The organism is Sulfuricurvum sp. (assembly GCF_041651515.1).
Classification (GTDB): domain Bacteria; phylum Campylobacterota; class Campylobacteria; order Campylobacterales; family Sulfurimonadaceae; genus Sulfuricurvum.
In genome coordinates this window covers 1-25,879 of sequence record NZ_JBAZJF010000006.1, presented here as the reverse complement: position 1 = coordinate 25,879, position 25,879 = coordinate 1, and the positions used below count along the sequence as shown (strand labels likewise).

27 protein-coding genes and 1 other RNA gene are annotated in these 25,879 nt (G+C 42.3%); 14 read left to right on the top strand and 14 right to left on the bottom strand.

Annotated elements, in window-relative coordinates:
• The first annotated feature begins 8 nt into the window (after positions 1-8).
• From WC407_RS11120 to WC407_RS11080, 9 genes are all read left to right on the top strand, one after another.
• Positions 9-890 carry a dTDP-4-dehydrorhamnose reductase family protein gene (locus WC407_RS11120; protein ID WP_373022735.1) on the top strand — a complete coding sequence of 294 codons (882 nt, stop codon included), beginning with the start codon at positions 9-11 and terminating at the stop codon, positions 888-890.
• A gap of 10 nt (positions 891-900) precedes the next feature.
• Positions 901-2,019, top strand: a complete 1,119-nt coding sequence (wecB, locus tag WC407_RS11115) for a non-hydrolyzing UDP-N-acetylglucosamine 2-epimerase (RefSeq protein ID WP_373022734.1) — start codon at positions 901-903, stop codon at positions 2,017-2,019.
• 22 nt (positions 2,020-2,041) lie between these two features.
• Positions 2,042-2,887: a methyltransferase domain-containing protein gene (locus WC407_RS11110; RefSeq protein WP_373022733.1), complete on the top strand. Its 846-nt coding sequence runs from the start codon at positions 2,042-2,044 to the stop codon at positions 2,885-2,887.
• A complete protein-coding gene (locus WC407_RS11105; RefSeq protein WP_373022732.1) occupies positions 2,884-4,080 on the top strand; it encodes a glycosyltransferase in 1,197 nt (398 codons plus the stop codon). The genes WC407_RS11110 and WC407_RS11105 overlap by 4 nt, the downstream gene beginning before the upstream one ends.
• The gene (gene asnB / locus WC407_RS11100) at positions 4,080-5,780 is read left to right on the top strand and encodes an asparagine synthase (glutamine-hydrolyzing) (protein WP_373022731.1); all 1,701 of its coding nucleotides are present in this window, start codon (positions 4,080-4,082) and stop codon (positions 5,778-5,780) included. The genes WC407_RS11105 and asnB overlap by 1 nt, the downstream gene beginning before the upstream one ends.
• The gene (locus WC407_RS11095) at positions 5,777-6,853 is read left to right on the top strand and encodes a DUF354 domain-containing protein (protein ID WP_373022730.1); all 1,077 of its coding nucleotides are present in this window, start codon (positions 5,777-5,779) and stop codon (positions 6,851-6,853) included. Before asnB ends, WC407_RS11095 begins: the two co-directional genes overlap by 4 nt.
• Positions 6,854-6,864: 11 nt before the next feature.
• On the top strand, positions 6,865-7,923 hold the full coding sequence (locus WC407_RS11090; RefSeq protein ID WP_373022729.1) for a Gfo/Idh/MocA family protein: 1,059 nt from the start codon (positions 6,865-6,867) through the stop codon (positions 7,921-7,923).
• A 79-nt stretch (positions 7,924-8,002) separates the two neighbouring features.
• Positions 8,003-9,100, top strand: a complete 1,098-nt coding sequence (locus tag WC407_RS11085) for a DegT/DnrJ/EryC1/StrS family aminotransferase (protein WP_373022728.1) — start codon at positions 8,003-8,005, stop codon at positions 9,098-9,100.
• Positions 9,101-9,703 (top strand): acyltransferase, encoded by a 603-nt coding sequence (locus WC407_RS11080; RefSeq protein ID WP_373022727.1) that lies wholly within the window; start codon positions 9,101-9,103, stop codon positions 9,701-9,703. It abuts the gene before it with no gap.
• Here WC407_RS11080 and WC407_RS11075 read toward each other — a convergent pair.
• The 11 genes from WC407_RS11075 to WC407_RS11025 form a co-directional block, all read right to left on the bottom strand.
• Positions 9,698-11,026 (bottom strand): UDP-glucose/GDP-mannose dehydrogenase family protein, encoded by a 1,329-nt coding sequence (locus WC407_RS11075; protein ID WP_373022726.1) that lies wholly within the window; start codon positions 11,024-11,026, stop codon positions 9,698-9,700. The genes WC407_RS11080 and WC407_RS11075 overlap by 6 nt on opposite strands.
• Before the next feature lie 18 nt (positions 11,027-11,044).
• On the bottom strand, positions 11,045-12,079 hold the full coding sequence (gene pseI, locus WC407_RS11070) for a pseudaminic acid synthase (protein WP_373022725.1): 1,035 nt from the start codon (positions 12,077-12,079) through the stop codon (positions 11,045-11,047).
• Positions 12,076-12,540: a UDP-4-amino-4,6-dideoxy-N-acetyl-beta-L-altrosamine N-acetyltransferase gene (gene pseH / locus WC407_RS11065; RefSeq protein ID WP_373022724.1), complete on the bottom strand. Its 465-nt coding sequence runs from the start codon at positions 12,538-12,540 to the stop codon at positions 12,076-12,078. Before pseH ends, pseI begins: the two co-directional genes overlap by 4 nt.
• Positions 12,537-13,400, bottom strand: coding sequence for a UDP-2,4-diacetamido-2,4,6-trideoxy-beta-L-altropyranose hydrolase (pseG, locus tag WC407_RS11060; protein WP_373022723.1), 864 nt, complete (start codon positions 13,398-13,400; stop codon positions 12,537-12,539). Before pseG ends, pseH begins: the two co-directional genes overlap by 4 nt.
• A complete protein-coding gene (pseF, locus tag WC407_RS11055; protein ID WP_373022722.1) occupies positions 13,397-14,086 on the bottom strand; it encodes a pseudaminic acid cytidylyltransferase in 690 nt (229 codons plus the stop codon). Before pseF ends, pseG begins: the two co-directional genes overlap by 4 nt.
• Entirely contained in the window at positions 14,086-15,213 is a 1,128-nt protein-coding gene (gene pseC / locus WC407_RS11050) for a UDP-4-amino-4,6-dideoxy-N-acetyl-beta-L-altrosamine transaminase (RefSeq protein WP_373022721.1), read from the bottom strand. The genes pseF and pseC overlap by 1 nt, the downstream gene beginning before the upstream one ends.
• A gap of 2 nt (positions 15,214-15,215) precedes the next feature.
• On the bottom strand, positions 15,216-16,223 hold the full coding sequence (pseB, locus tag WC407_RS11045) for a UDP-N-acetylglucosamine 4,6-dehydratase (inverting) (RefSeq protein ID WP_373022720.1): 1,008 nt from the start codon (positions 16,221-16,223) through the stop codon (positions 15,216-15,218).
• A gap of 51 nt (positions 16,224-16,274) precedes the next feature.
• Positions 16,275-17,639 (bottom strand): flagellar filament capping protein FliD, encoded by a 1,365-nt coding sequence (fliD, locus tag WC407_RS11040; protein ID WP_373022719.1) that lies wholly within the window; start codon positions 17,637-17,639, stop codon positions 16,275-16,277.
• A gap of 89 nt (positions 17,640-17,728) precedes the next feature.
• Complete coding sequence (locus tag WC407_RS11035; RefSeq protein ID WP_373022718.1) at positions 17,729-18,418, bottom strand: SDR family oxidoreductase; 690 nt, start codon at positions 18,416-18,418, stop codon at positions 17,729-17,731.
• A complete protein-coding gene (locus tag WC407_RS11030; RefSeq protein WP_373022717.1) occupies positions 18,400-19,419 on the bottom strand; it encodes a radical SAM protein in 1,020 nt (339 codons plus the stop codon). The genes WC407_RS11035 and WC407_RS11030 overlap by 19 nt, the downstream gene beginning before the upstream one ends.
• Positions 19,388-20,176, bottom strand: coding sequence for a hypothetical protein (locus WC407_RS11025; protein ID WP_373022716.1), 789 nt, complete (start codon positions 20,174-20,176; stop codon positions 19,388-19,390). Before WC407_RS11025 ends, WC407_RS11030 begins: the two co-directional genes overlap by 32 nt.
• Positions 20,177-20,285: 109 nt before the next feature.
• Here WC407_RS11025 and WC407_RS11020 point away from each other — a divergent pair, with 109 nt between their 5' ends.
• From WC407_RS11020 to WC407_RS11010, 3 genes are all read left to right on the top strand, one after another.
• The gene (locus WC407_RS11020; protein ID WP_373022715.1) at positions 20,286-21,455 is read left to right on the top strand and encodes an RNA-guided endonuclease InsQ/TnpB family protein; all 1,170 of its coding nucleotides are present in this window, start codon (positions 20,286-20,288) and stop codon (positions 21,453-21,455) included.
• A gap of 128 nt (positions 21,456-21,583) precedes the next feature.
• Positions 21,584-21,681: signal recognition particle sRNA small type (ffs, locus tag WC407_RS11015), an RNA gene on the top strand.
• Positions 21,682-21,799: 118 nt separating this feature from the next.
• On the top strand, positions 21,800-22,612 hold the full coding sequence (locus WC407_RS11010; RefSeq protein WP_373022714.1) for an HDOD domain-containing protein: 813 nt from the start codon (positions 21,800-21,802) through the stop codon (positions 22,610-22,612).
• A 3-nt stretch (positions 22,613-22,615) separates the two neighbouring features.
• Here the strand turns inward: WC407_RS11010 and WC407_RS11005 are convergent, their stop codons facing one another.
• The gene (locus WC407_RS11005) at positions 22,616-22,861 is read right to left on the bottom strand and encodes a hypothetical protein (protein ID WP_373022713.1); all 246 of its coding nucleotides are present in this window, start codon (positions 22,859-22,861) and stop codon (positions 22,616-22,618) included.
• Between the two features lie 43 nt (positions 22,862-22,904).
• Here WC407_RS11005 and WC407_RS11000 point away from each other — a divergent pair, with 43 nt between their 5' ends.
• Positions 22,905-23,756, top strand: coding sequence for a polysaccharide deacetylase family protein (locus tag WC407_RS11000; RefSeq protein WP_373022712.1), 852 nt, complete (start codon positions 22,905-22,907; stop codon positions 23,754-23,756).
• Here WC407_RS11000 and WC407_RS10995 read toward each other — a convergent pair.
• Positions 23,722-24,279, bottom strand: a complete 558-nt coding sequence (locus tag WC407_RS10995; protein WP_373022711.1) for a ribonuclease HII — start codon at positions 24,277-24,279, stop codon at positions 23,722-23,724. The two genes, WC407_RS11000 and WC407_RS10995, sit on opposite strands and share 35 nt — an antisense overlap.
• Before the next feature lie 3 nt (positions 24,280-24,282).
• Positions 24,283-25,347 (bottom strand): ATP-binding protein, encoded by a 1,065-nt coding sequence (locus WC407_RS10990; RefSeq protein WP_373022710.1) that lies wholly within the window; start codon positions 25,345-25,347, stop codon positions 24,283-24,285.
• Between the two features lie 172 nt (positions 25,348-25,519).
• On the opposite strand from WC407_RS10990, the gene rpsJ reads away from it, so the two are divergent.
• Complete coding sequence (gene rpsJ / locus WC407_RS10985) at positions 25,520-25,831, top strand: 30S ribosomal protein S10 (protein WP_013459053.1); 312 nt, start codon at positions 25,520-25,522, stop codon at positions 25,829-25,831.
• Positions 25,832-25,879 lie beyond the last annotated feature (48 nt).

Genomic DNA, 25,879 nt, shown 5'->3' with positions numbered 1-25,879 from the left:
AGAACTAATTGAAGCCCAAAAGAATTCTGATTTTAGGCATTTCAGGGATGCTCGGACACAAGCTTTTTTTGGAATTGACAAAAGATTCAAAGCTTGATGTGTATGGAACAAAACGAACATTCGATATTGAGCCTTTCGGAGGAAAATTTACGGCTAAAATCCGTGGAGGAGTGGATGGGGATAATTTTGATACCATTATCAGAGCTTTAGCCTCTATCCAGCCCGATATTGTTATCAATTGTATCGGGCTTATAAAACAAACAGCTCTTGCTAATGATCCTTTATCTGCGATTACGGTCAATGCGCAATTACCGCACCGTTTATCGCTTGTGTGTAAAACTGCTGGTGCACGTTTGATACATTTTAGTACTGATTGTGTATTTGATGGAACAAAAGGGGGATATACCGAGAAAGATATCCCTGCTGCATATGATTTATACGGTCAAACCAAGCTTCTCGGCGAATTGTCCTATCCCCATTGCCTAACGATACGAACATCAATTATCGGACATGAACTAAAAGGATATCTAAGCCTTGTAGAGTGGTTCTTAAGACAAAAAAAGACGAAAGGGTATGCAAATGCCATTTTTTCGGGTCTTCCTACAATAGAGATAGCGAGAGTCGTAAAAGAGTATGTTTTAAGCAATGATACCCTGTGCGGTGTTTATCATCTCTCCGCTACTGCTATTTCGAAATATGATCTTTTAAAGCTAATAAACGAATACTACAGCAGCGAAATACAGCTTGAGCGGTTTGATGATTTTTTTATAGATAGATCTTTAGACTCAACTGCATTTTTTGAAAAAACAGGATATGAAGCACCATCTTGGGGTGAGTTGGTACGCAGTATGAGTCATGATTACAAAGAGTGTGAATACTACCACTCATAGAGGGAAATAGATGCTAAAAGTAATGACAATAGTCGGAACACGGCCGGAGATCATAAAGCTCAGCCGCGTGATAGCACAATTGGATAAACATACGGAGCATATTCTTGTGCACACCGGACAAAACTACGACTATGAGTTAAATCAGATTTTTTTTGACGAGATGGAGATACGCCGTCCCGATTTTTTTCTGGAAGCTGCCGGTGAAAATGCGGCAAAGTCGATTGCGAATGTCATATCAAAATCGGACGATCTTTTTGAAAAAGTACGTCCCGATGCCCTTCTTATCTATGGAGATACAAATAGCTGTCTTTGTGTAATACCGGCAAAGCGGCGGAAAATTCCGATTTTTCACATGGAAGCCGGAAACCGATGTTTTGATGCACGTGTTCCGGAAGAGGCAAACCGAAAAATAGTCGATCATCTGAGCGACATCAATATGCCCTTAACCGAACATGCCAGAAGGTATTTGATAGCTGAGGGGCTGAAGCCCGAAACGGTTATCAAGACGGGTTCGTGTATGAAAGAGGTGCTTGAGTATTACGGTGCCAAGATTGATCGATCCAATATCATCAGCCAGATCGGGCTAAAGAGCCGTAATTATTTTGTGGTGAGTATTCACCGGGAAGAAAATCTTGATCTGGAGGAAAATTTTGGAAAACTTCCCTCGATGCTCAATGCGTTGGCGGACAAATATGCCATCCCCATTATTTTTTCTACTCATCCGCGTACAATGAAGAAATTGGAAGAGTTGAGTTATGGGGCTTTGTCTCCTCTTGTCAGAATACATAAACCATTTGGATTTTTTGATTACATAATGCTGCAAAAAGAGGCGTTTTGCGTACTGTCTGACAGCGGAACAATCACAGAAGAAGCTTCTTTACTCGGTATTAGTGCGGTAACGCTCCGTTTGGCCCATGAACGCCCTGAAGGGATGGATGCGGGGACCCTTATCATGTCTGTCATAGACAAAGAGTTTGTTTTGGATGCCGTTGATTTGGCGGTATCGGACTCTGCAATTACGGCGATGAGGATACCGGATGACTATAATGTCGCAAACGTATCCAACAAAGTGGTAAAAATCATCTACAGCTATACGGATTATGTAAATAGAACGATCTGGAAAAAATGACTTTCTTTACAAGGTGCAGCGATTGAGTTATAACGCAAAAAACTACTGGGACGCACTTTTAGAGAAGTCGTTCGACGAAGCTGGAGTCTGCTGGCCCAAATGGCCCCTTAGCTATAACCGGCATCTTCACAGACAGCAAAAAGAAGGGTTCGAAACACTTCTTCACAAACAGAATATTTCACTGCATGGAAAAAAAGTATTCGAGATTGGCCCCGGTAACGGTTTTTGGAGCGGCTTGCTTTCTAGCGGGGGGGTGTCCGAGTACCGTGGCTTTGACATTACAAAAAATTCTGTGGAAAAACTCTCGCTTAGATATCCGGCTTTTAGTTTTATAGAGTGCGATTTTTCTGAATATTTACCGCAACAATCTGAAATCGAAAATTTTGATCTTGCCATGAGTGTTCTCGTTTTTTTGCACATAACCGATAATGCTAAATTTGAGGCATGTTTTGAAAATGCAGGGGAAATGTTAAAAAAAGGGGGCTATTTTATCGTGTTGGATGCGGTATCCCAAAATACGTTGCGAGGCAAACAACAAAAAATGGCCGATGGAGCCTCTTTTGATATAACATACCATAACAAAGTTCGATATATGGATTACTATACTTCCGTTGCCGCACAGTGTAACATGGAATTTATCGGATATTATCCGGCTTTTAATATCACCCAAAATGCTTTTGATTTTAAAAGTGGAATAGGATTCTCAATAGGCTCGTGGTATTTCAATAAGATATTGAACCCTATATTGATAAAGAGTGGAGAAAAAAAAGGTGAAGTGTTGGGAAAAATTCTTGTTGCGCTGGATAAATTTTTATTTGCGAGCATGAGTTCCTCCAGTAAATGGCTAGTTTTTAGAAAACGTATATGAATATTTTTGTAATCCCATCATGGTATCCGACACAAGAAAGCCCGGTAACGGGACGCTTTTTTAAAGAGCAGGCGATACTTTACGCAAATGGATACAAACAAGATAATCTGGCAATCAGCAGGTGGGGGCAGGGGGAGTTTATTATTGACCTGATGGCACCGTTGACAGCTATCAAAAAACTTTTTCGATTCATCAGTGCAAAAAAATTTGAAAATTCACTTGCTGAAAACGTTGCAGAATTTTATACTCCGGCAGTAGAGATAAGGCCTCGGAAATATGCAGGCGATTTATCCTCTATTCTAAATGCAAATATCAGTAATTTTCAAAAAGCGCAGCACAAATACGGAAATATTGATATTGTGCATGCACATGTCTCTTTCCCTGCCGGATTTATAGCGGCAAAAATAGCGCAAACTTTTAATATTCCGTATGTCCTGACAGAGCATATGGGCCCTTTCCCTTTCCCTTTTTACTTAGAGAATGGTAGATTATTAAAACGACTTCAAATAGCTTTTTTAGAAGCTGATCGCGTTATTGCGGTAAGTAATTTTTTAAAGAATGAGATGTCCAGATACGATGTCATAACCGATGAGGTCATACCGGATTTTATAGACGATGATTTTTTTTCATCTGAAAAGCGTGCATCAGTTACAGGATTTGTCTTTTTTGCATTAGGGAGAATAGCAAAAGAAAAAGGGATAGACGTTCTATTGAAAGCTTTTGCCATAGCACATACTCAAAACCCTGATATGGTCTTAAAAATCGGAGGTATTGGTGCCGATATGCTGGAGATGATGGATGTTTCAAAAAGGTTAGGAATAGATGACAACATCGAATGGTTAGGCGAGTTAGATGTATTGAGCGTGAAAACAAATTTACAAGAATGTGACGTATTTATCACTGCAAGTACATATGAGACGTTCGGTGTGGTTGTTTCTGAAGCATTATGCTGCGGCAAGCCGATCATATCTACAATGTGCGGCGGTCCTGAAGATATGTTGGAGCAGACTAATAGTGTGTTAGTCCCTATTGGAGATGCATCGGCTATGGCCGCCGCAATGTGTAAAATCGAGGAGGAGATTCAAAACTTTGATTCCACGGCAATACGTTCAAAGCATATCTCAGAATTTGGTAAAAATACAGTAACCGCCAAGCTGAGAGAAGTTTATTTAAGCATTTTGAGGGATGACTAATGTGTTCGATATGCGGCGGTAATGTTTCTTCGGTATTGATACAAAAAGCGTCCAAGACAATGACACATAGAGGGCCTGATGGCAATGGTCTGTTTAATGATGGAACTGTCTCTTTGGCACATAATCGTCTCCGCATTATAGATTTAAGTGACGAAGCAGCACAGCCTATGCAGGACGGTGATCTTGTACTTGTCTATAACGGCGAGATTTATAACTATCTGGAAATCAAGAGTGAACTGCAAAAAAAGGGGATAGTATTTCATACCTCCAGCGACAGCGAGGTGCTGTTAAAGGCGTACCGCTATTGGGGGGCTGAATCTCTTAAACGTTTTAACGGTGATTTTGCATTTTGTATTTATGATACTAAAAATAAAACAATGTTTTTGGCACGTGACAGACTTGGGAACAAACCTTTTTACTATACGCTCAAAGGGGGCAAACTTTTTTTTGCCTCTGAGATCAAAGCGTTTAAAGCCGTCTCGACTCTCGAATTTGATGAGCAGACGTTATGCGATTCTATCCTATTCAATATCAACGACTATTCACAACGCACTGTCTACAAAGATATAAACCATCTTCCGCCAGCTCATCATGGGATATTTGATACAAAAAACGGCAAACTTTCTCTCAAAAAATATTGGACTCTTTCTGAGCCCGAAGATGCCGATAGAAAATTTGACACGATTGAATGTGAAAAGAATTGTGCAAAATTTGAAGAGCTGTTTGAAACTGCATTGCTCTTGCGGCTCCGTTCCGATGTTGATGTCAGCATCTTGCTTTCAGGCGGAATCGACAGTTCTCTCATCGCCGCTATATTGAAAAAAAACAATAGAGATATGCATTATTTTGGAGCTATTTTCCCCTCCTATCCTGCCTCTGATGAGAGTGGTTTTATGGACAAAGTTGCTAAAAGTTTCGGATTAAATCTAATCAAATTATCCCCCAAAATTGATGAGTTGAAACTTCTTATGGACGATTTTTTAGCGACGCAAATGGATATGACGAGAAGTTTTTCCACCTTTGTGCAATATGCTGTTTTTAAAGAGCTCTCCCAATATTCTAAAGTCGCTGTGACCGGACAGGGGGCAGATGAGCTTTTTGGCGGATATTATCACCACATTGCCAGATTCTTGACATATGACGAACAAAATCTACGTGAGCGGATAGCCATTTACGGTAAAGAAGCATTGGCGGAACATGCACTTGGAAGCAAATTTTCACTTCCGGAGAGTTTAAAAAAAATGCAGATTATTGAGGACAACAGGAAGCCTCTCGAAAAAATCAAATCTCTATTTGAAAATTATGAACCGAACTATGATTTGCTGCTGGAAAAATTTGTATCCAGCCCGAATCATGCTTTGCATAAAGACACCGTAAAATTTAATTTGCCGATGCTACTTCGTTTTGAGGATAGAAATGCGATGCGATTTGGTGTCGAAAATCGAACGCCGTTTACCGACTATAGAGTTGTTGAATTTGCCCATTCATTGCCGAATGCGTATAAATTTCATAATGGTTACAGCAAGTTTTTATTGCGTAAAATACTATCCAATTATCTAAGTGACGATATAGTTTACCGAAAAGATAAAAAAGGGTTTGAAGCTCCGGATATGGCATGGATGCGTGAATTGGGGAAAACTGCCAATGATACGGTAGATATTAGGATATTTTTTTACGAGAGGCTAAAGCAGCTAATATGATTTGGATTGATATAGGTACACCTAAATACGCTATGTTCTTTAGCAAAATGATCCCCGAATTGCAAAGTCGTGGGCACAATGTATTTGTGACAACAAGGTATGCCCCGCACTATACGGAAGCAAAAGAGATTTTAGAGCTTAATGGAATTGAGCATACCGTACTCGGTGAATACGGCGGAAGCACACTTCTTGAAAAATTGGAAGCCAGAATTTTCAGACAAAAAGAGTTCCTCGATATATTCAAGCAAACCGGTGTACCGAAGGTGCTTATATGCGGCGCGGTAGTAGACAGCGTCCATGTCGCATTCGGTCTGGGAATACCTGTTGTCAACATTTATGATACACCGGCCGTAACCTATCCGGGTGATCTGGAAAGTCCGAAAAATATTACACCGGTAACCCGCCTTACTTTGCCTTACTCGAACCTCTTTTTTTACCCGTATATTATGCCGCGGTCTATGTTCGCCAATCTTGCTTTAAATGATGAGCAGATAATCCCTTATGACTTTGTAGATGTCTGCCTCTGGATGAAGGATATAAAAGCGGAGGATAAAAACGATTTCAGGAAAAGATACGGTCTGGATAACGGTAAAATGACCATTATAATCAGGGAAGAAGAGTATAAAGCCCATTATGTGACCGAAAAACTTCCGCTTCTCTATTCGATCATCCCGAGGCTTGCAAAAGAGATCGATGCGAATATCGTGATCATGCCGAGATATGAGCGTGAATATCTTGAAAGAGATTTTGGCAGTATAGCAACGGTGCTGAAAGAGAAGCTGCGGCCGGAGGAATTTTATCCGTTTATCGACCTTTTTATCGGTGGCGGCGGTACTATGAATTTAGAATCGTCGTACTATGGAGTACCGACTATCTCTACCAGATCTATCTGGTTATATCACGATCAGTATTTGATTCAAAATGGGATTATGCATTGGACAAACAATGAGGATGAAGCTTTGGAATTATCTAAGCGATTGATCGGCAAAAAACAGGATAATAGACACTATTTTTGCAAGGGCGAATGCGATTTTTCAATGATTATCGATAAAATAGAAGAGATATTAAATTAGGTGCTAAGAAAATGGTGAATGTTGCATTATTGGGTTGCGGTAGGATAGCACTAAGACACGCGGAGCTTCTTGGGCTTGGGCATATTAAGGGGGCTAGACTTTGTTCGGTATGTGATATTGATGAGGGAAAAGCAAAGCAATTCGGTGAAAAATACGGCGTTAACCATTACACCAAAATAGAGGAGATGATGGCTGCCGAAAAAAAGATAGATGTGATCAGCATATTGACGCCTAGCGGTTTGCATGCTTCCCACACTTTTACTCTTGCCCCCTATAAGAAACATATTATCGTTGAAAAACCGATGGCATTGACACTCGAAGATGCCGATGAGATGATCCGTGTATGTGACGAAAACGGTATCAAACTCTTTGTCATTAAGCAGAATCGTTACAATCTGCCTGTCCAAAAACTCAAAAATACCCTTGAATCCGGACGCTTCGGCAAACTGGTCATGGGCACCGTTCGGGTACGATGGTGCCGTACGCAGGAATACTATGACCAAGATGAGTGGCGCGGAACATGGGCGATGGATGGAGGGGTCTTTACCAATCAGGCGAGCCATCATGTCGATCTTTTGGAATGGATGATGGGAGATGTCGAAAGCGTATTTGCGAAAAGTGCCACACAGCTTGTCGACGTAGAGGTTGAAGATACCGGAGTGGCGGTACTGAAATTTAAAAACGGTGCGCTTGGAATCATAGAAGCCACAACCGCTACACGACCAAAAGATTTGGAGGGTTCCCTATCCATTTTAGGAGAAAACGGAAGCGTTGAGATAGGTGGATTTGCGGTCAATGCCATACGCTCCTGGCAGTTTAAAGATGCAAATGCCGAAGATGAAATCATCAAGAAAGATTTTTCTACCAATCCGCCTGACGTTTACGGATATGGGCATAAGGCGTATTACGAACATGTCGTAGACTGCATAGAAAATAATGGAAAAGCTTTGGTTGATGGACTTGAAGGCAGACGCAGTTTGGAACTGATCATGGCAATCTACGAATCTATCGAGACGGGCGAAGAGGTATTTTTGCGCTTTACTCCGAAAAAATGCAGATTGGGGCACTGATGCTACATGCTCATAAACAGGAAACTTTGGCCTTGGCCGCGTTGTTACAAAAATCTTGGCAAGATTGGAATATATCACATTGATTAAGTTTTTAGATCTCTATTCTCAGTATCAGACCATCAAATCGCAGATAGATGCTGCCATCGAAGATGTTATCGTTCATTCGGCATATATTGGTGGAGAGCGGGTAAAAAAATTTGAAAAAGAGTTTGCGGCCTATATCGGTGCGAAACATTGTATCGGCGTAGCTAACGGGACCGATGCAATAGAGATCGTCTTGAAAGCGGCAGATTTTCCGAAAGGGAGCAAAATCATCGTTCCCGCAAACAGCTTCATCGCCACAAGCGAAGCGGTAAGTAATGTCGGATTTGAAATTCTTTTTGCGGATGTTAAAGACGACTATACCATAGACGTAAAAAGCATAGAACATCTGATAGACGAAACAGTAAAAGCGGTTATCTGTGTCCATTTGTACGGACTTCCTTGCAATATGGATGAAATTTTAAAATTTTGCCATAACCATTCGCTTGCCCTTTTTGAAGACAGTTCACAAGCCCATGGCGCAGAATATAACGGTCAAAAAATCGGTACCTTTGGGAGTGCTGCGACATTTAGCTTTTATCCCGGTAAGAATTTGGGTGCATTCGGTGATGGAGGTGCGATAACCACCGATGATGACGATCTTGCCAAAAAAATGAGAATGCATGCGAACCATGGCCGTATTGATAAATACGATCATGAGTTCGAAGGGAGAAATTCGAGGTTGGATGCTCTCCAAGCAGCCGTACTCAGTGTAAAACTTCCATATCTCGACGGATGGCTGGCAAAACGCGATATCATAGCCCACTTCTATCTCAATGAACTCTCAGCTACTCCATTAGTCCTGCCAAAAATACATGGAAATAGAAAACAGGCATGGCATCTTTTTGTTGTACGTACCGAGAAAAGAGAGACTCTAAAAGAATTTTTGACCGAACAGGGGATCGAGACCGGAATACACTACCCCATTGCTCTTCCAAAATTAAAAGCTTATACTCATATTACGCAAAAGACCAAGAACTTTTTTGCTTGCAATGTTGATCGAGAGATCTTGTCATTGCCTATAGGCGAGCATCTAAGTATTGCTGATGTCATTTTTATATGTGAGAAGATAAAACAGTTTTTCGGAGTTCAATAAATGTCCTATTTCATTCATGAATCTTCCTATATTGATCCTAACGTAGAAATAGGGGATGATACGAAAATATGGCATTTCTGCCACGTAATGGGGGGAAGTAAAATAGGTAAAAATTGTTCGTTCGGCCAAAACTGTGTAATAGGTCCGAATGCTGTGATAGGCAATAATGTCAAAGTACAGAACAACATCAGTTTATACGATGGTGTCATTATCGAAGACGATGTATTCATAGGGCCATCCGTCGTTTTTACAAATGTTACAAATCCACGAAGTTTTATCGCACGGAAAGATGAATATAAAAAAACCGTCATAAAAAAAGGGGCGAGTCTCGGTGCCAATTGTACTGTTATATGTGGAATAACGATTGGCGAATACGCCTTTGTAGGGGCAGGAAGTACGGTAACAAAAGATATTCCTTCCTTTGCCTTGGTCTATGGAAATCCAGCTCGGGTTAAAGGGTGGTACAGTATAGCCGGATTTGAACTCTCTTTTGATAACAGCGGTATAGCCGTCGATCAATATGACGGCACAAAATACAAAAAAGAAAAAGGTGTCGTTTCACTCCTGAAAGAATCGATCACACCTATTCGAGAATTTTTATAACATAACTCCAATTTGCTGATATTCAAATCCGAGTGCTTTGAGCTTTTCACTATTATATTGATTCCGCCCATCAAAGATAAGTCTATTTTTTAGCCTTTTTGCCATTTCATCAAAATCAGGACTTCGAAACTCTTTCCATTCGGTGATAAGAATGAGGGCCTCTGCTCCATTAAGGGCATCGTACTTACTGTCGGCATAGCTAATATGTTTGTTACTCTTAAGATAATCGTTTTTAGCCTCATTCATTGCTTTTGGATCATAGGCTTGAATCTTTGCACCGCGTGACGTAAGCTCGGTTATAATGGCTATAGAACTGGCTTCACGCATGTCATCGGTTTCAGGTTTAAAGGCGAGACCCCATACTGCGAATATTTTATCCTTTAGATTTTCGCCAAATCGTTTAATCACTTTCGTGCTCAGTGCTTTTTTTTGGTCGATGTTCACGGATTCGACAGCGTTGAGGATTCGTGTTTGATAGCCGTGATCTTTGGCTGTTTTCACAAGAGCTTGGATATCTTTGGGAAAACAGCTCCCTCCGTATCCGCATCCGGGATAGATAAAACTATACCCAATGCGGCTGTCACTACCGATTCCGTTGCGTACTTGGTTGATATCAGCACCGACATGTTCGCAGATATTAGCAATTTCATTCATAAAGCTGATTTTAGTGGCCAACATTGCGTTGGCCGCATATTTGGTCATTTCTGCACTGCGGATATCCATACCGATAAAACGGTCTCTTGTTTTCATAAAAGGGGTATAAAGCTCATGCATGGTTTTAAGAGAAGTGGGATTATTTGTTCCAACAATGATCCGATCGGGATGCATGAAATCATTGATAGCGGTACCCTCTTTAAGAAATTCCGGATTAGATACGATGTCAAACGTTACGTCGCTACCGCGTACATCGAGTTCAGTTTGAATGGTTATTCGTATTTTATCTGCTGTTCCCACAGGAACGGTACTTTTATCGACTACGATCATGGGGTGCGTTATGTATTGACCGATACTTTGAGCTACCGATAAAACATAGTGCAAATTTGCACTGCCATCTTCCTCCATGGGAGTTCCTACGGCGATAAAACAGATGTCTGAATGGACAAGAGCCATTTTTATATCTGTCGTAAAGTTTAGGGTTCCAAGCGTATGATTGCGCAATACCATCTCCTCTAAACCGGGTTCATAGATGGGAATTATGGCCTGTTTGAGCTGATCAATTTTGATGGGATTTATATCCATACAAATGACATCATTCCCCATCTCTGCAAAACAGACGCCACTTACGAGTCCGACATATCCGGTGCCGATGATAGATAGTTTCATCAAAATTCCTACTATAACTTATTTAATATGATCCCAAGAGAATGGTGTCCCTTTGGTGCTGTCTCTCCGAAAGGGTTTCCCGAGAATTTCATGTAGATATTTGGGTGCCAGTCCAAATCCGGGACGGACGGAACGGACATTTTCGGTAGTGATTATCTCTCCGGCTTTAACGTCTTTTGTGATAAAGAGACTACGGGCAAATTCACGTGATTTTAGACTTTTAGGCGAGAGATCATAGGTGATTTTTCCCATTAGCTTTTCGGTATCGCGTACGGCATCCACCATGAGCCGAAATTCGGTAGGTTCAAGGCTAAAAGCACTGTCGGCTCCCCCCATTGCTCGATCCAAAATAAAATGCTTTTCGATGACGCGAGCACCTAGTGCAACGGCGGCTACGGGGGCACTCAGACTCATGGTGTGATCGGAAAGACCGACAGTAATACCGAAACGCTGTACCATGTCGGAGATGGTCAAAAGATTCATCTCATTGAGCGATGCAGGATAGGCGGAGGTGCATTTAAGAAGGGTGATTTGATCATTTCTCATCCGTCTGCAAGCATCCAACGCCTCTTCGATATCGCTTAGTGTGGCAACTCCGGTAGAGATGATGATAGGCTTTCCTTTGGCAGCAGTGTATTCGATCAGCGGGATATCGGTGATCTCAAAACTGGCGATTTTATACGCCGGAACATTGAGATCATAGAGGAAATCAACGGCGGTTGGATCAAAAGGGGAAGAAAATGCCTCCATCCCCAAACTTCTGGCATGATCGAAAAGTTGTTTATGCCATTCCCACGGGGTCATTGCTTCCGCATAAAGATCATGAAATTTCCGCTTGTCCCACAGCGTCCCTTGCGAAATGGTGAACATTTCGCTGTCACAATCGAGGGTGATCGTATCGGGAGTATAAGTTTGGAGTTTGATTGCATCGGCACCCGATTCTTTCATTGCAGTGATTGTTTTGAGAGCCGTATCGAGTGAACCGTTATGGTTGGCGGAGAGTTCAGCGATGATAAAAACTTTTTCGTTTAAATTGTGATTTCCGATAGTCATAGAATTCGCTCCATAGTGATCATTTCTCTGCCGTTATAGACCGTTCGTGCAGTTTCTACTAAATCGAAAATTTGGTATAAATGTTTAGCCCTCTCATTGTCGGCAAAAACATTGGCAGTAATCTTGGTTAGTTTCAAGGTTTCAAATGCGTACTCGATTAAAGCAGATAACAACAACTTGCCGACACCGTGCAGATCAGGATTGGAATAAAGTCCTAGCTCTGCACCGTTCGCGGTAATATCGGTTAAATCAACTACTCCGAGGTATTTTTTGGCATCTCGAACTAAAAAATATTGTTTGTCGGATCGGTTGGAGAGTGATTCGATAAAGCGTAGATGCTCCTCCATAGAAATTACCTCAGAATGTATCATCCACTTCCGTATATAAGGATGATTCCGCCATGAAAGGATCATCATAGTTTCGCTATCATCTAATTCATTGAAGGGAATCAGATGGATCATAGTAATTGTTCCAAAAGTACTTTAAATGCTTCTTTTTCAAAATGCTCCATCACCAGAAAGCTTTCGCGCTGCATATAGGAGACAAACTCGCTTTGATTATCGGCACTTTGTATGGCGATAAAAGGGAGGCCCATGTACATCACTTCGTGAGCGATAGAGCTGGGGGTGATAATGGCCAATGCACTTTCATGCATAAGCTCCGCGATATTAGAACTGTTCACATGCAATCGGATATTGGGGTGTTCGTTACTATAGAGCGTGAGTATTTCTAAATGAGGATTAGAGGAAGTGGTAACGAGGTTAACTTGTGCATCCGGAGGCAGTGCATGTAAAATCTGCATCGAGAGATTCATCGGGTCACTCCCCCCCATAGAAATAAAAATGGCATCGGTTGAGGGTTTTGGATGCAGTTTGGCCTGCTTGAACTCTTCACGAATGAGAGGAGGAGCGCATTGGATAGTACAATGGTGTGGAACAAGATCTGTATAGCGTTCTCTTTGGGCATATACATTGGGATTAAAGAGGATATCGCAGAAATGAGGCTGATAGGTATCGTCGAGACTTAGTATCGTGACACCGGTTTGCTCTTTAATCTGTTTTTCATACGATGCGTCGATACCGTAATGATCGAATACGACAAGAGTAATGTTATGGAATAGGATGTATTGTATCAGTTCTTCGGGTGCATTAGATGTGAGGATATGGACGGGATAAGGAATCTGATCGATAATATTTCCGCTTAACTCTTGGCAAGCAAAAGTGATAGTGGCATGGGGGTAGTGTTGTACGAGGACGAGATCTCGCATAATATGTCCAAGCCCGATTTGACTGGAAGAGTCGGCACGAATTAGGAGGTTCATGAGGTAAAAAGTGCCTTGTACATTAATTCGGCACGTATCCAATCCTCAGGAGTATCGATATCTTGGACAAGATGGCGCGATAAGACAATTGTTGTTGCGGCATTTGAGAAAATAGGTGTTCCGCTTAGCCATGCATCGGGAGTCCCCCAATAAAATTGTCCCACATCATGATAGGCCTCGGGCAAGTCCTGAGAACGTGTAACGAAGTGCTCCGGCCAAAACATCTCGATATTCCCCTCCGCAGAGCGTTTCACTCCTCTAAAAATAGGGAAAGGAAACGTTGTCACTGGGAATGCGTACCCTTTATGTTGAATCATAAGGCTATTGTAGGCTGCTCGAATATCCTTGGCTCGGACAAACGGTGCCGTTGCATAAATACAGCACGCCGCATCGATTGTATCGCCTTGCTCTTGTAGGGTTTGGATCGCATGGGCGATGACGGGGATGGTAGCGGTGTGATCATCACTCAGTTCTTTGGGCCGGATAAAGGGGATTTCTGCTCCAAGTGTTCGGGCAATATCGGCAATCTCTTCATCGTCGGTACTGACCACGATACGTTCGAAAAGTCCTGACTTTTGTGCCGCTTCGATGCTGTAAGCGATGATCGGTTTACCGCAAAAAGGTTTGACATTTTTACGCGGGATCCGTTTGCTACCGCCTCGTGCGGGTATTATTGCAACTCGCATCAAAAGGTGCATCCACGATATTTATAGTTGTTTATCACTTCGAGTACAATGGATGCAATTTGCTCTGCATCGCTTAAATGCATTTTTTGATGGCAGGGAATAGAGAGTTCGCTTCGGTAAAACTCTTCTGCATTTGATAGCCGCATAGTTCCGAAACGTTCTTGGTAAAAGCTGTTTTTATAAATCGGTTTGTAGTGGACTTGGACCCCTATCCCTCGTTTTTGTAATTCGATAAAAATTTCCTCTTTCACACAATGTAACTCAGGATTTAGTAAAAGAGGATAAAGATGGCGTGCGCTTTGATCGGTAAGATTAATATCTATTGTGCTGAACAGAGGATGATTTTCAAAACATTCATCGTAGTATCGGGCAATATTTTCGCGTACGTTGATAAATCGGTCTACTTTATGAAGCTGTGAAAGTCCCAAGGCAGCAGCAAACTCGGTAAGACGAAAGTTATAGCCCAAGGCTACCATATCCGAGTTCCATAACTGTTTTTTTACGATGCCGTGAGAACGGAAAAGACGAAGGTATTTTGCGAACTCTTCATTATCGGTAACAACGGCTCCCCCTTCTCCCGTAGTGATCGGTTTAATCGCATGGAAGCTGAATATGGTCATATCAGAAAATGAGCCGATTCTTTCTCCGTTGATATCACTTCCAAGCGCATGGGATGCGTCTTCAATGACGAAAAGATTGTGTTTGCGTGCAATCGTATTGATAGCATGAATAGCCGCCGGTTTTCCGGCAAAATCTACGGGGACAATTGCTTTGGTCTGAGGGGTAATGAGTGCTTCGATGAGATGCTCGTCGATATTTCCATCGCTTTTGATATCGCAAAATACGGGTTTGGCTCCTAGAGCGATTGCCATATTAGATGTTGCTACAAAACTGATCGGGGTGGTGATGATTTCATCTCCTTCCCCAATCCCGCAAGCAGCATATGCGGCATGAAGCGCTGAGGTAGCCGAATTAAATGTAATGCAGTAGCGTGCTCCGACATAATGGGCGATAGCCTCTTCGAACTCTTCTACTTTTGCCCCTTGGGTGAGATGAGAGCCTTTGAGGATTTCCACGACAGCGGCAATATCATCCTCTTCAATGAGTTGAGTTGAATACGGAAGCACGATTACTTCTCCTCATCGTGTGTTAGGGCAATTTTTTCCAGTAACGCTTCGGGACTCAACCAGTCGGTATTGGTTTCGGAACTGTATTTAAATCCATACTCCACAAGTTTTCCGATCTCGCCGGAATTATTTCTTGAAAAATCGGCATTGTCGGTAAATTGGATAGAGGGTTTAATGACGTAGTGATCATGAAACTCAAGGGTGAGATGCGAATCATCTCGTGGGCACATCACCTCGTGCATTTTTTCTCCCGGACGGATACCGACGATTCGATACGGCATTTCAGGTGCAATGGCACGAGCAACATCGATTACTTTCATGGAGGGGATTTTTGGGATAAAAATTTCTCCCCCGTGCATACGTTCAAAATTCTTTAATACGAAATCGACCCCTTCTTGGAGGGTAATCCAAAAGCGTGTCATCCGCTCATCCGTAATAGGAAGCTCAGTTACACCCTCAGCGATAAGTTTCTGGAAAAAGGGGACAACGGAACCACGAGAGCCCAGAACATTTCCATAGCGGACAACGGCAAATGAGATTGGCTTGCCTCCGGTTATGTTATTAGCGGCGACGAAGAGTTTATCGGATGCGAGTTTCGTTGCTCCGTATAGATTGATCGGACTTGCAGCTTTATCGGTGGAGAGAGCGATGACTTTATGCACTCCGCAATGTAACGAAGCATCGATAACATTTTGAGCACCGTTAATATTGGTTTTAATCGCTTCCATGGGATTGTATTCGGCGATGGGGACATGTTTGAGTGCAGCAGCATGGACAACATAATCGACTCCGTTCATGGCGCTTTGCAGCCGATGAAGATCCCGAACGTCACCGATAAAATAACGCATGCAAGAGTCATTAAAACGCTGTGCCATTTCGTATTGCTTGAGTTCGTCACGGGAATAAATAATAATTTTGTTGGGTTTGTAGTACTTTAACATTGTTTTAACAAACTGTTTACCGAAACTACCAGTTCCGCCTGTAATCAGTATATTTTTACCATTAAGCATTGCGTGTCCTGTCTACCTAGATGACAGAACTAAGCAAAATTAATACCATATTTAACCTGTTGTGGTACCAGTCGAATTAATCTGTTGTTTTAATGAAGCAAATTGATTGGTAAGATTAGTCATGATGGTATCGTATTGAACAAACTGCGCAGTCATGGCCGTATATCGTGCATCTAACAATGCTTGTGCACTTTTTTGATTATCCTGAAGGGATTGCAGTTGCGTAGCGGATCCGTCTGTCAATGTACTCATAATACCATTGGTACCGGTATAGCTTGTTAGCATCGTGTTCATAGAGGTAAACAAACCGTCAGTGCTGTTGCTAAAAAAAGCTTCTGAAGCAGAGGGATTAGCATTGTATGCTGAAAGAAATGTACTGGAATTAAAACTCATTGTTCCTGTTTGGCTCAGATCTATCCCAAATTGAGGTAAGGAGAGACCGTTATTACTCATGGAGGTGACAATTTGATTGATATCACGTGTAATTGCATTGATAGAATTGTCACCATTAAAAATCCCGACCGTCCCGGTTGTTGAATCGGATGTAGTCATACTGGTCAGTTGGGATGTTAATGCATTGTAACTCGTAACAAACGAGTTCATAGCATCACTAATCTTGGTAGTGTCCTGAGTAATGGAGATATTGGCACTCCCGTTATCTTGGAGCAGATTAACTGTCATCCCTGGAGCAATATCGGTAATGGTGTTTGTACTTCTCGTCATCGCAATCCCGTTATAATTAAACGAAGCATCACGTGCAGCCTGTATACTCTGCATACCTGTTGGATTGGTTGTTGCATTGTACGCGAGTAATTTAGTATCGAGTGAACCGCCTGTTGAATCGCTTAAGGTTATTGACTGAGCCGCACCGGTTTGTGTAGAAGTTAAAACGAGACGATAATCATTTGTTCCGACTTGCAATGTGGAAGCTTTAACACTGCTTCCGGCTACATTGTTAATAGAATCGGCAAGAGAAGATAACGTCTCTCCTGCACTGTAATTTATGTTATAAGCTAAACCGCCGACACTGAGTGACATCGTCCCTGCTCCACTAGCAACAGTACTGCTTGCAGAACTAAAACTTCCAGACTCTTTGACATCGTTTAAAGCCATTAATGTATTGGTAATAGAAAAAGATTGTACCGCGACCCCTGCATTTGCCGTAACACTCACCGATGCAGTATTCCCTGATACCGTACGGTTTTGATAAAGAGTACTATCGCCTAAACTGCTTGCACTCGCTTGAAACGTTGTAAGCAAACTGCTGATGAGACTTAACCCGTTAGCCTTTTGCTGTTCTGCAGTAATTTTATTTGTAATCGGCGTGATAATTGCTGCCGTATCAGCAGCCTTCAGTTGATCAATAATCGTGGAGGTCAATACTCCTGATCCAGCCCCGAGTGAACTAATTGCCATGGTAAATCCTTTTACCTCTAAATATATAAACAATATCGACCGAAGTGATTAAAGGTTTAGTAATTATCCAGTAAGCAAAAAAGATACCATCACCGTTTTTTGCTAATTCCGAATCGCTGAGGTCGAATGGTCAGTTCGGTGATGCTTATCCCCTCACGAAACGATAGAAGATTGGCTACCGCTTCGGCAATATCGGTTCCCATCAATCGAGTATCGCTCTCTTCTGCTACCCCAAAACGAAGCTCCTCAAAGAACGGAGTGTCTGTCATATCGGGGTTGATGGTAACAACCCCTACGCCGCTGGCTCTAACTTCTTCAAAAAGACTTTGTCCGAAAGCTCTTAACCCTGCTTTGGTAGCACTGTAGAGGGCAGAAAATTTCGAAGTTCGGGTGGCTTCGATAGAGGTGATATTGATAATAGTTCCGCGACTTTTTTTGAGGGAGCGCAAAAGGAGGTTGGTAAGATGGATCGGAGCGGTAAGATTAAGGGCAATCATATCGGAGATAACTTTTGTGCTTAGCTCTTCATGCGGTTCAAATCGACCGAATCCGGCGGCATTGACCAATAAAGTGAGCTCACTCACCTTTAGCAGCGTGGTAAGTATCCTTTCAATCTCGGAAATTTTGCGTAAATCACAGGAGATGGGGTAAAACGCAGGGTGATTGATTTGACCTTGACGACGGCTGATTCCAATCACAGTAAACCCTTTTTCAAGCAGCATACGTGCTATTGCTTCTCCTATGCCGCTGCTGCTTCCCGTTACGATTGCCGTTGCCATGTCCGTATCCTTGTCTGAGATAGATAACGTGTTGCATTTTTGAGTAAAACCTCTAGAATATGGGACTCTAGCTTTTCAGGATAGGTCGCCATGTCGTCTCTTACATCGTAGGGATAAAAAGCAATATCACTGCGGCGGAGTTTTTTAAGGGAGCGCAGATGGCTTTGGCTGAGGCGAAAACTTCCCAATGTCAGCTGATGAAGTAGCTCAGGAGGGATAGTCTTAAACAGGGTATCAATAAGCTCACCGTAGAGCAGTTCAAACTCATCGGTATAGATAACAGGATCAATGCATATACGGACCTTCCATCCGAGCTCACACGCCTCTTTAGCGGCTTTGAGACGTTTTTCGAGCGATAGGGTTGCATGCTCGTATTGATCAATGATACGTTGCGGGGAGAGAGTCCATGCCAGGGTCACTTTGTCGTTAGGAGTAACACTCTTAAACGGTTTGACATTGGCGCTTTTGGTACGTATTTCGAGATGAAGATTTGGGTGCTCTGCGGCAAACTCCAGCCAGAGTCGTGTTTGTCCTGTGAGTGATTCGATGGCGAGGCTATCGGTATCGTACGAGGTTGCTACGAGCGTCTTATCCCCAAGATAAGGGAGTACTTCGGCAAAAGCATCTTCAAGATTGACAAATAACACGGTGTTAGCCGATGGATATAACCCTTGCAGGTAACAGTAATCACAGTCGTACAAACACCCCATAACACTGGAGGCGTAAAAAAACTGTTCTATATCGAATCCGTCGCTGTATTGCGACCCTTCGTGGAGAAACTTCCCCTCTTTATGGGCGAGGATCAATTTTTTGCTATCGCTTTGAGCCGAGAAACTTTGATTTGATCGGTTAAAAACCTCTTTGTAGTGATGGATCAGAATAATTTGAGAACGCTCGAATTTTTCCATAATTTTAAGGGTATGCGGATGATTCGCCACCTTTTGTTCAACATACAAATGGGAAAAAAGTTTAGACAGTGAGGGTGGCAATGAAGGATTCAAGCAGCACACTCCTTTCACGTTTGGATACAGGAATATCAGTTTTTGGAAAAGGCAAAGGGCGCGCTGAGTCTTTTAGCCGAAAATAGTAAAAAGCATCCTCCAATTGTATCCCCTGAGCAACCGTAAAATAAGATTTCCATAGGGTAATCTCTTCGAGCTCTTGTTCACTAAACAGCGGTTGTTCCTGCGCGACGTTTTGAAGGGAGGATAGGAGAGAATCAAGGGTTCCAAGGTGTGGTTTCATTAAAGCAACAACCCCCTCTTTGGTCACTGTGTTCGGTTGACAATGATCGGAAACAATTTTTACAAATGCCATCCGATGCAGTTTGAAAAATTTAGAAGCTGCTTGAAACACTCCCGTACTCTCCATATCAACAGGAAAGGAGAGAGGAGATTCGATGGGAGAATTTACACAGATCAAGCTGGTCTCACGGAGGGTATGCGTGTAAAGAATGTCGGGGTAATAACGGCGGTTTTCATCGATGAGCTGATGGATTAGAAGGGCTTCTCCTAGGTCATACTCACTCGGTGCTCCGCAGATTCCGATATTGATTAGAGTGTCGTTTCGACCCGGAAGCCGATACCCCAGCACTGCGCTGAGTGCCATCATGGCATTGGTTTTGCCCATCCCAGTGACAAGCAAAAGGGTATCTTCCCCTTTATATACCGTGTAAGGGAGAGTAGTATCACGTTTGAGACGGTAGTATTCAATCAACACTCTGGCTTCGGCATCGAGGGCGGTAATAATGTAGTTCATCCAACCTCCAAGCGAGAAACCACCTGCTTTAACGGGTGGAGGAGCGCGCATAAATTTTTGTTTTTAAGATTATACTATCTTTCACTAATAAATAAGATATAATTTTTGAATGAAACAAAATACTACCATTACCGCTAGAATCAAGCTGTATGCCACGAAGGAACAAAAGACTCTTATCCAAGAGACCATTAGTGCCTATACTGTTGCGTGCAACTATATTAGTGGAGTAGTTTTTGAATCTAAACAGCTCATACAGCCAAAGCTTCACACGGTATCTTATCCAACTTTACGTGCTGATTATAAAATGAAATCCCAAATGGCTCTGTCTGTAATGAGAACAGTCATTGCCCGATATCGCTCTGCAAAGTCAAACAAGCATCAGTGGGATTTGATTAATTTCAATAGAGGAGAATTGGATTTAGTTTGGAATAGGGATTATTCTCTCACCAAAGACGGTTCTTTCTCTTTAATTACTCATACAAGCGGTCGAATAAAGATTCCCTATGAGACAAAAGGTGTTGAAAAATATTTTACAGACGAATGGAGTTTTGGAACGTGTAAAGTTTTGATAAAAAATGGTGATCTGTACCTTCACATCCCAATCACAAAAGAGATAGACAAATATGATATTACCACCTGCAACGATGTTGTTGGTGTTGATTTTGGTATCAACTTTACTGCTGTTTCTTACAGCAGTATCGGTAAGACAACTTTTTTTAAAGGTCGTCACATCAAAGATAAGCGATCACAGTTTATTAAGACGCGTAAAGAACTTCAGATGAGAGGCACAGCCTCCTCAAGACGGAGACTTAAAAAAATTGGTCAGCGAGAAACCCGTTGGATGAACGATGTTAATCATTGCACATCAAAGGCACTCGTAGCCAATTGTAAAGACAAAGCACTGCTTGTGTTAGAAGATTTACATGGAGTAAGAACTGCAACCGAAAAGGTTTGTAAGCGGAATAGATATCTTTCTGTTTCGTGGGCTTTTTTTGATCTTCGGCAGAAGATCGAATATAAAGCCGAATTAGCAGGCAAGAAAGCGATAGCGGTCGATCCGAAATACACCTCTCAATCGTGTCCAAAATGTGGTAACACAGACCGATACAATCGAGATAAACGTAACCATACGTTTAAATGCAAAGGGTGTGAGTATAAATCCAACGATGATCGTATCGGCGCAATGAACTTATGGAACAAAGGAATTGTTTTTGTATCCAAAGAGACTATCGGAATAAATTTTGATAGTACGGGGCAAGTCAACATCCCCACGATGTAACAGCACTCTAAGGCGGGAGACTTAAGTCGTTTTTACCGCTGGTTAGTTACAAATCACCTCATTTATGAAGTGGTGGTTGATAATCTAATTGTACCATAAGCTAAGGAAGTGTATAATTTCGCCTCTCTCCTCTAGACCTGTGCAAGGGTGCGCTCAGACATCGTGTCAGGGTAGGAATACAGCAGCACACCTGTGCGTGCTTTGTGCCGCAGGTATCTGGGGGGGAGTCTTTTTTACCTCTTTTATCAAAACCTTATACAAATCTGATGCTTTAAAGAAAAATTTTAACCTTTAATATTCTATAATCTCTATACTATGAATTTAAAAACCATTTGGAGAAATGAATGAGATCCGAATTAATGGAACAAATCGAGCATGTTCCGATGCTCCCCGAAACTGTCCAAAAAGTAGAAGCAGTCTATAGCAACCCTAACAGCGGTGTCGCGGAAATGGCCGATGCGATCAAAAATGATCCTATCATTACCGCCTATATTTTGAAAACAGCTAATTCCCCGATGTACGGCCTCAGCCGTACGGTTACCGATGTAGCGCAAGCTATTTCACTGTTGGGAAAAGACACGGTACGAACTTTTACCATTGCCTCGGCGGCGAATACCTGCATGGATATTGATCTTTCGCCGTATGGAATGACGCAAAACAATTATTTGGCACGTGCACAATTGCAAAATGCCTTGGTAAGCCGATGGGTTTCAAAAGTGGATCGTTCATTATTGGGACATCTCTCTCTAGCCTCTTTTTTACTCGAATTGGGTAAAATTGTTATCAGCCGCTATTTGATCGAATCGAATCAATCGGCATTGCTCCATGACGCATTAGCAAAAGGGGATAGCACTAAAAAAGCAGAAATTGCCGCGTGCGGAAGTAAATCAGAAGATGTTACGGCAACCCTGTTTTTCCGATGGAATTTTGACCCCGATTTGGTTCATTTGATCCGTTTTGCAAATGAACCCGAAGATGCATCCGATCCTGCAACGCAAGAGATGGCAAAATTCCTAAAAGTTGCCAAAGAAGCTATCACATTAGAGGGGACAATCACAGATATTACCCTTAAAAATGCGCGTGAATTGATCGAAGAGTATGGTATGAATCAAAACTTTTTTGACGAAACCGTCGAAAAAATTCTCTCTGCCGCTTAAATCTCAATCTTCTCGATAGCTGCCCGCTTTGCACCCGTTTGGGCTGCTAGGTGGATTCTCTTTTAAATAACATACATCTTCATACGCTTGTTTTACCACTTTACTTTCCCGCAATAACGGCAGCATCTTTTCATCTTTTTCACTGAGGGAGAGGGTTTGATCGTACAACAACCCTTTTACTTCTGCATCTATGGCTGCAAGTGCCGCTTCCAAATGGGTGAGAGAAACCATAATAGCCCTTTTTTTCATGGATTATAGCAACGCTCTTTTAAAGGGTGGTTATAATTTCACTATGATGACGAGAAATTTTTTAACCTTTGATATAGAAGAGTGGTTTCATGCCAATTATGATGGCGTCGATTTTTCCAAATACGAGGGACAATCGAGCAATTTAGAAGCCAATGTCGATCGTTTAATTGATATATGCGCTGCGCATGATGTGAAATCCACCTGTTTTATTCTCGGTGATGTAGCCAAAAGCAAACCGCAGGTTATAAAAAAATTGTTTGACGCGGGACACGAAATAGCTTCGCATGGGATGGCTCATCGTCTTATTTATCCTATGCATCCCGATGAGTTTCGTGCGGATATCCACATCTCATCGGATGTATTAGAACAGATTACAGGTCAAAAAGTGGTCGGGTTTCGTGCCCCCTCATGGTCGGTCAAATCCGAAACGCTTCCGTGGTTTTATGAGATTCTGGCAGATGAGGGGTTTCTTTACTCCTCGTCGGTCTATCCGGCAAAACATTCTCTTTTCGGAATTCCTGATTTTCCGCGTATGCCCCATTATCCCCTATCGCAGAGTGTGTTAGAAATACCCCAATCGGTGATGAATCTTTTTGGAACTTCCATCGGATATGCCGGAGGGGGATTTTTGCGATTTTTTCCTGCATGGCTGATAAAGAAGGAAATTGAAAAGGAAAATAAGAGAGGACGACCGGTATTTATCTATCTCCATCCTCGTGAGATCGATATTCATCAGCCTCGGTTGGAGTTGAAGGGATTCGATGAATTTTTCCATTATCAGGGAATTTCGGGGTGTGAGGAAAAATTGACGGGTCTGATTCATGCGTTTGAAGGTAGCTTCCTCCGGATGGATGAATATGCTAAAAAAGTACAGGCTGAAGTGCCTTTAATTTAAAACTTTTACGGTGGATATCACAGTATCCGTATTGGCGTATCGCTTCAACGTGCGAGGCTGTCCCATACCCTTTATGAGCCTCAAATCCGTATTGCGGATAAAGGCTGCTAAGTTCTACCATCTCGCGATCACGGCTCACTTTGGCTAAAATCGATGCGGCACTGACTTCACGCACCGTAGCATCGGCTTTTACGAGGGTTTTCAGTCCGGTTACTCCGAACGTCGAATTGCCATCATAGAGGTAGTCTGCATCACCGAGGGTATGTATGATATCGCGCAGCCCTTGCGCCAAACATGCCGACATCCCTAGCGCATCGATTTGTTCGGCATCAAAACGGGCGATATGATAGGTACTATTTTCGAGAATCTGTTCAAACAGAAGCTCCCGTTTTTTTTCCGTAAGTTTTTTCGAGTCTGCTAACCCTTCAATCGGGCGGTGAAGAATAACCCCTGCAATATAAAGGGCTCCGGCCAATGGCCCACGCCCCGCTTCATCAATTCCGCAAAATAATTTCTTTGTCATTGGTTATTCCTCTCCCAGCGCCCACATTGAAAAGGGGGTCATATTGATACGTGCAATAGGGTGCGAGAGGGAGCTTTCTGTATTCATGGTAATAACAATCACTTCGCGCACTCTATTGGTAATAATAAATCCCTCCAGAGCTTCTACTTTTTTAAACAGTGCATGCTCATTGGCAAAAGGTAATGCTAACATGATTTGTCTCCTTTGAGGGAGATAAAAATCGATCCCCTCATCGTAGTAACACTCGATATTGTGTTTTACGAGTTCTAAAAATATAAGATTTTCATACACACGACCGAAGTGTTTTTGCAAATTGAGAGCCTGTTTGATGGCTATATCGCATAAATAGAGTTTCTGAACGGCACTGGGATGATTAAATTTTTCCAGACCGTACAGGTAGCGCTTATCTAACATCGATTGCAGATGGAGGTAGAGTTTGTCTTTGGATATTTTGCGCTCACTCTTAAGGCGTTCATACAGATTGAACGCGGAAACTTTCTGCGTAACCATCTTGGTAGCTTGGGTGAGGATAGAGAGCTCGATATCGTTTAACGATCGGGAGAGAATTTTTTGCAGATACAGAGTGCGTTCTTCGGAAGCGACACGGTGCATCGCCGGAAATCCGCCGAGTTGAAAAAAGTGGTTGAGTGCCGTCGAATCAAATTTCGGCTCAAAGGCTAAAAACTCCTCAAAATCGAGTAGATTGAGTTCGAGCATCTCAAACTCTGTTTCTATCGGGTGTTCGCATGAGAGGATGCAGTGCTCTATACTAAAGAGGTTAATCCCCTCCCGATAATTGTCCAGTGCGAGGATATCAATTTTATTATCGCGGCAAAAGGGCTCCAGTGTTGTATTGAGTTCATCAATATTGATCCGCATATCTCGACAGTCAAGATAGAGATAGGTTGATTTTTTTTGTGAGAGGAGATAGTGCTTGATTAAAGAGGTTTTTCCTGATTGAGCGATCCCGACGATGACTACGCTGCTTTCATCTAATGAGACCTTCCGCTCAATATAGCCGGCATTGTGTAAATCGTATCGATAATACTCATCCAGTAACGTATTCATAAGAGAAATAATAACCTAAAATTTATAGCTTCCTTATTAAAAGGAAATAAAATACATGCAAAGTACATTTTTAACCCTAAAATCCTTGACCCTAGTGGGGTATGTCGATATAATTCCGCTGCCTTATCATAGTCAGGGGTGCCTGACGAGTTCTTTATTTAAGGAAAACATTATGGAAAAGATTCGTTTAAAACTTAGAGCGTACGATCATCGTGTACTTGATCGTTCAGTTGCCTCTATCGTTGAAGCTGTAAAGCGAACGGGTGCGGAAATTCGCGGCCCAATCCCTTTGCCAACCAAGATTCGTAAATATACGGTTCTTAAATCTCCGCACGTCAATAAAGACTCACGCGAGCAATTTGAGATTCGTATGCACGCACGTTTGATCGACATCGTGTCGGCTACGCCAGATACAGTTGATTCGTTGATGAAGCTTGACTTGGCTCCGGAAGTGGACGTAGAAGTTCGCTCTATGGACAAGTAAGGAGTAGGGTGTGGAATACATTGTAGAAAAAATCGGCATGAGCCGAAC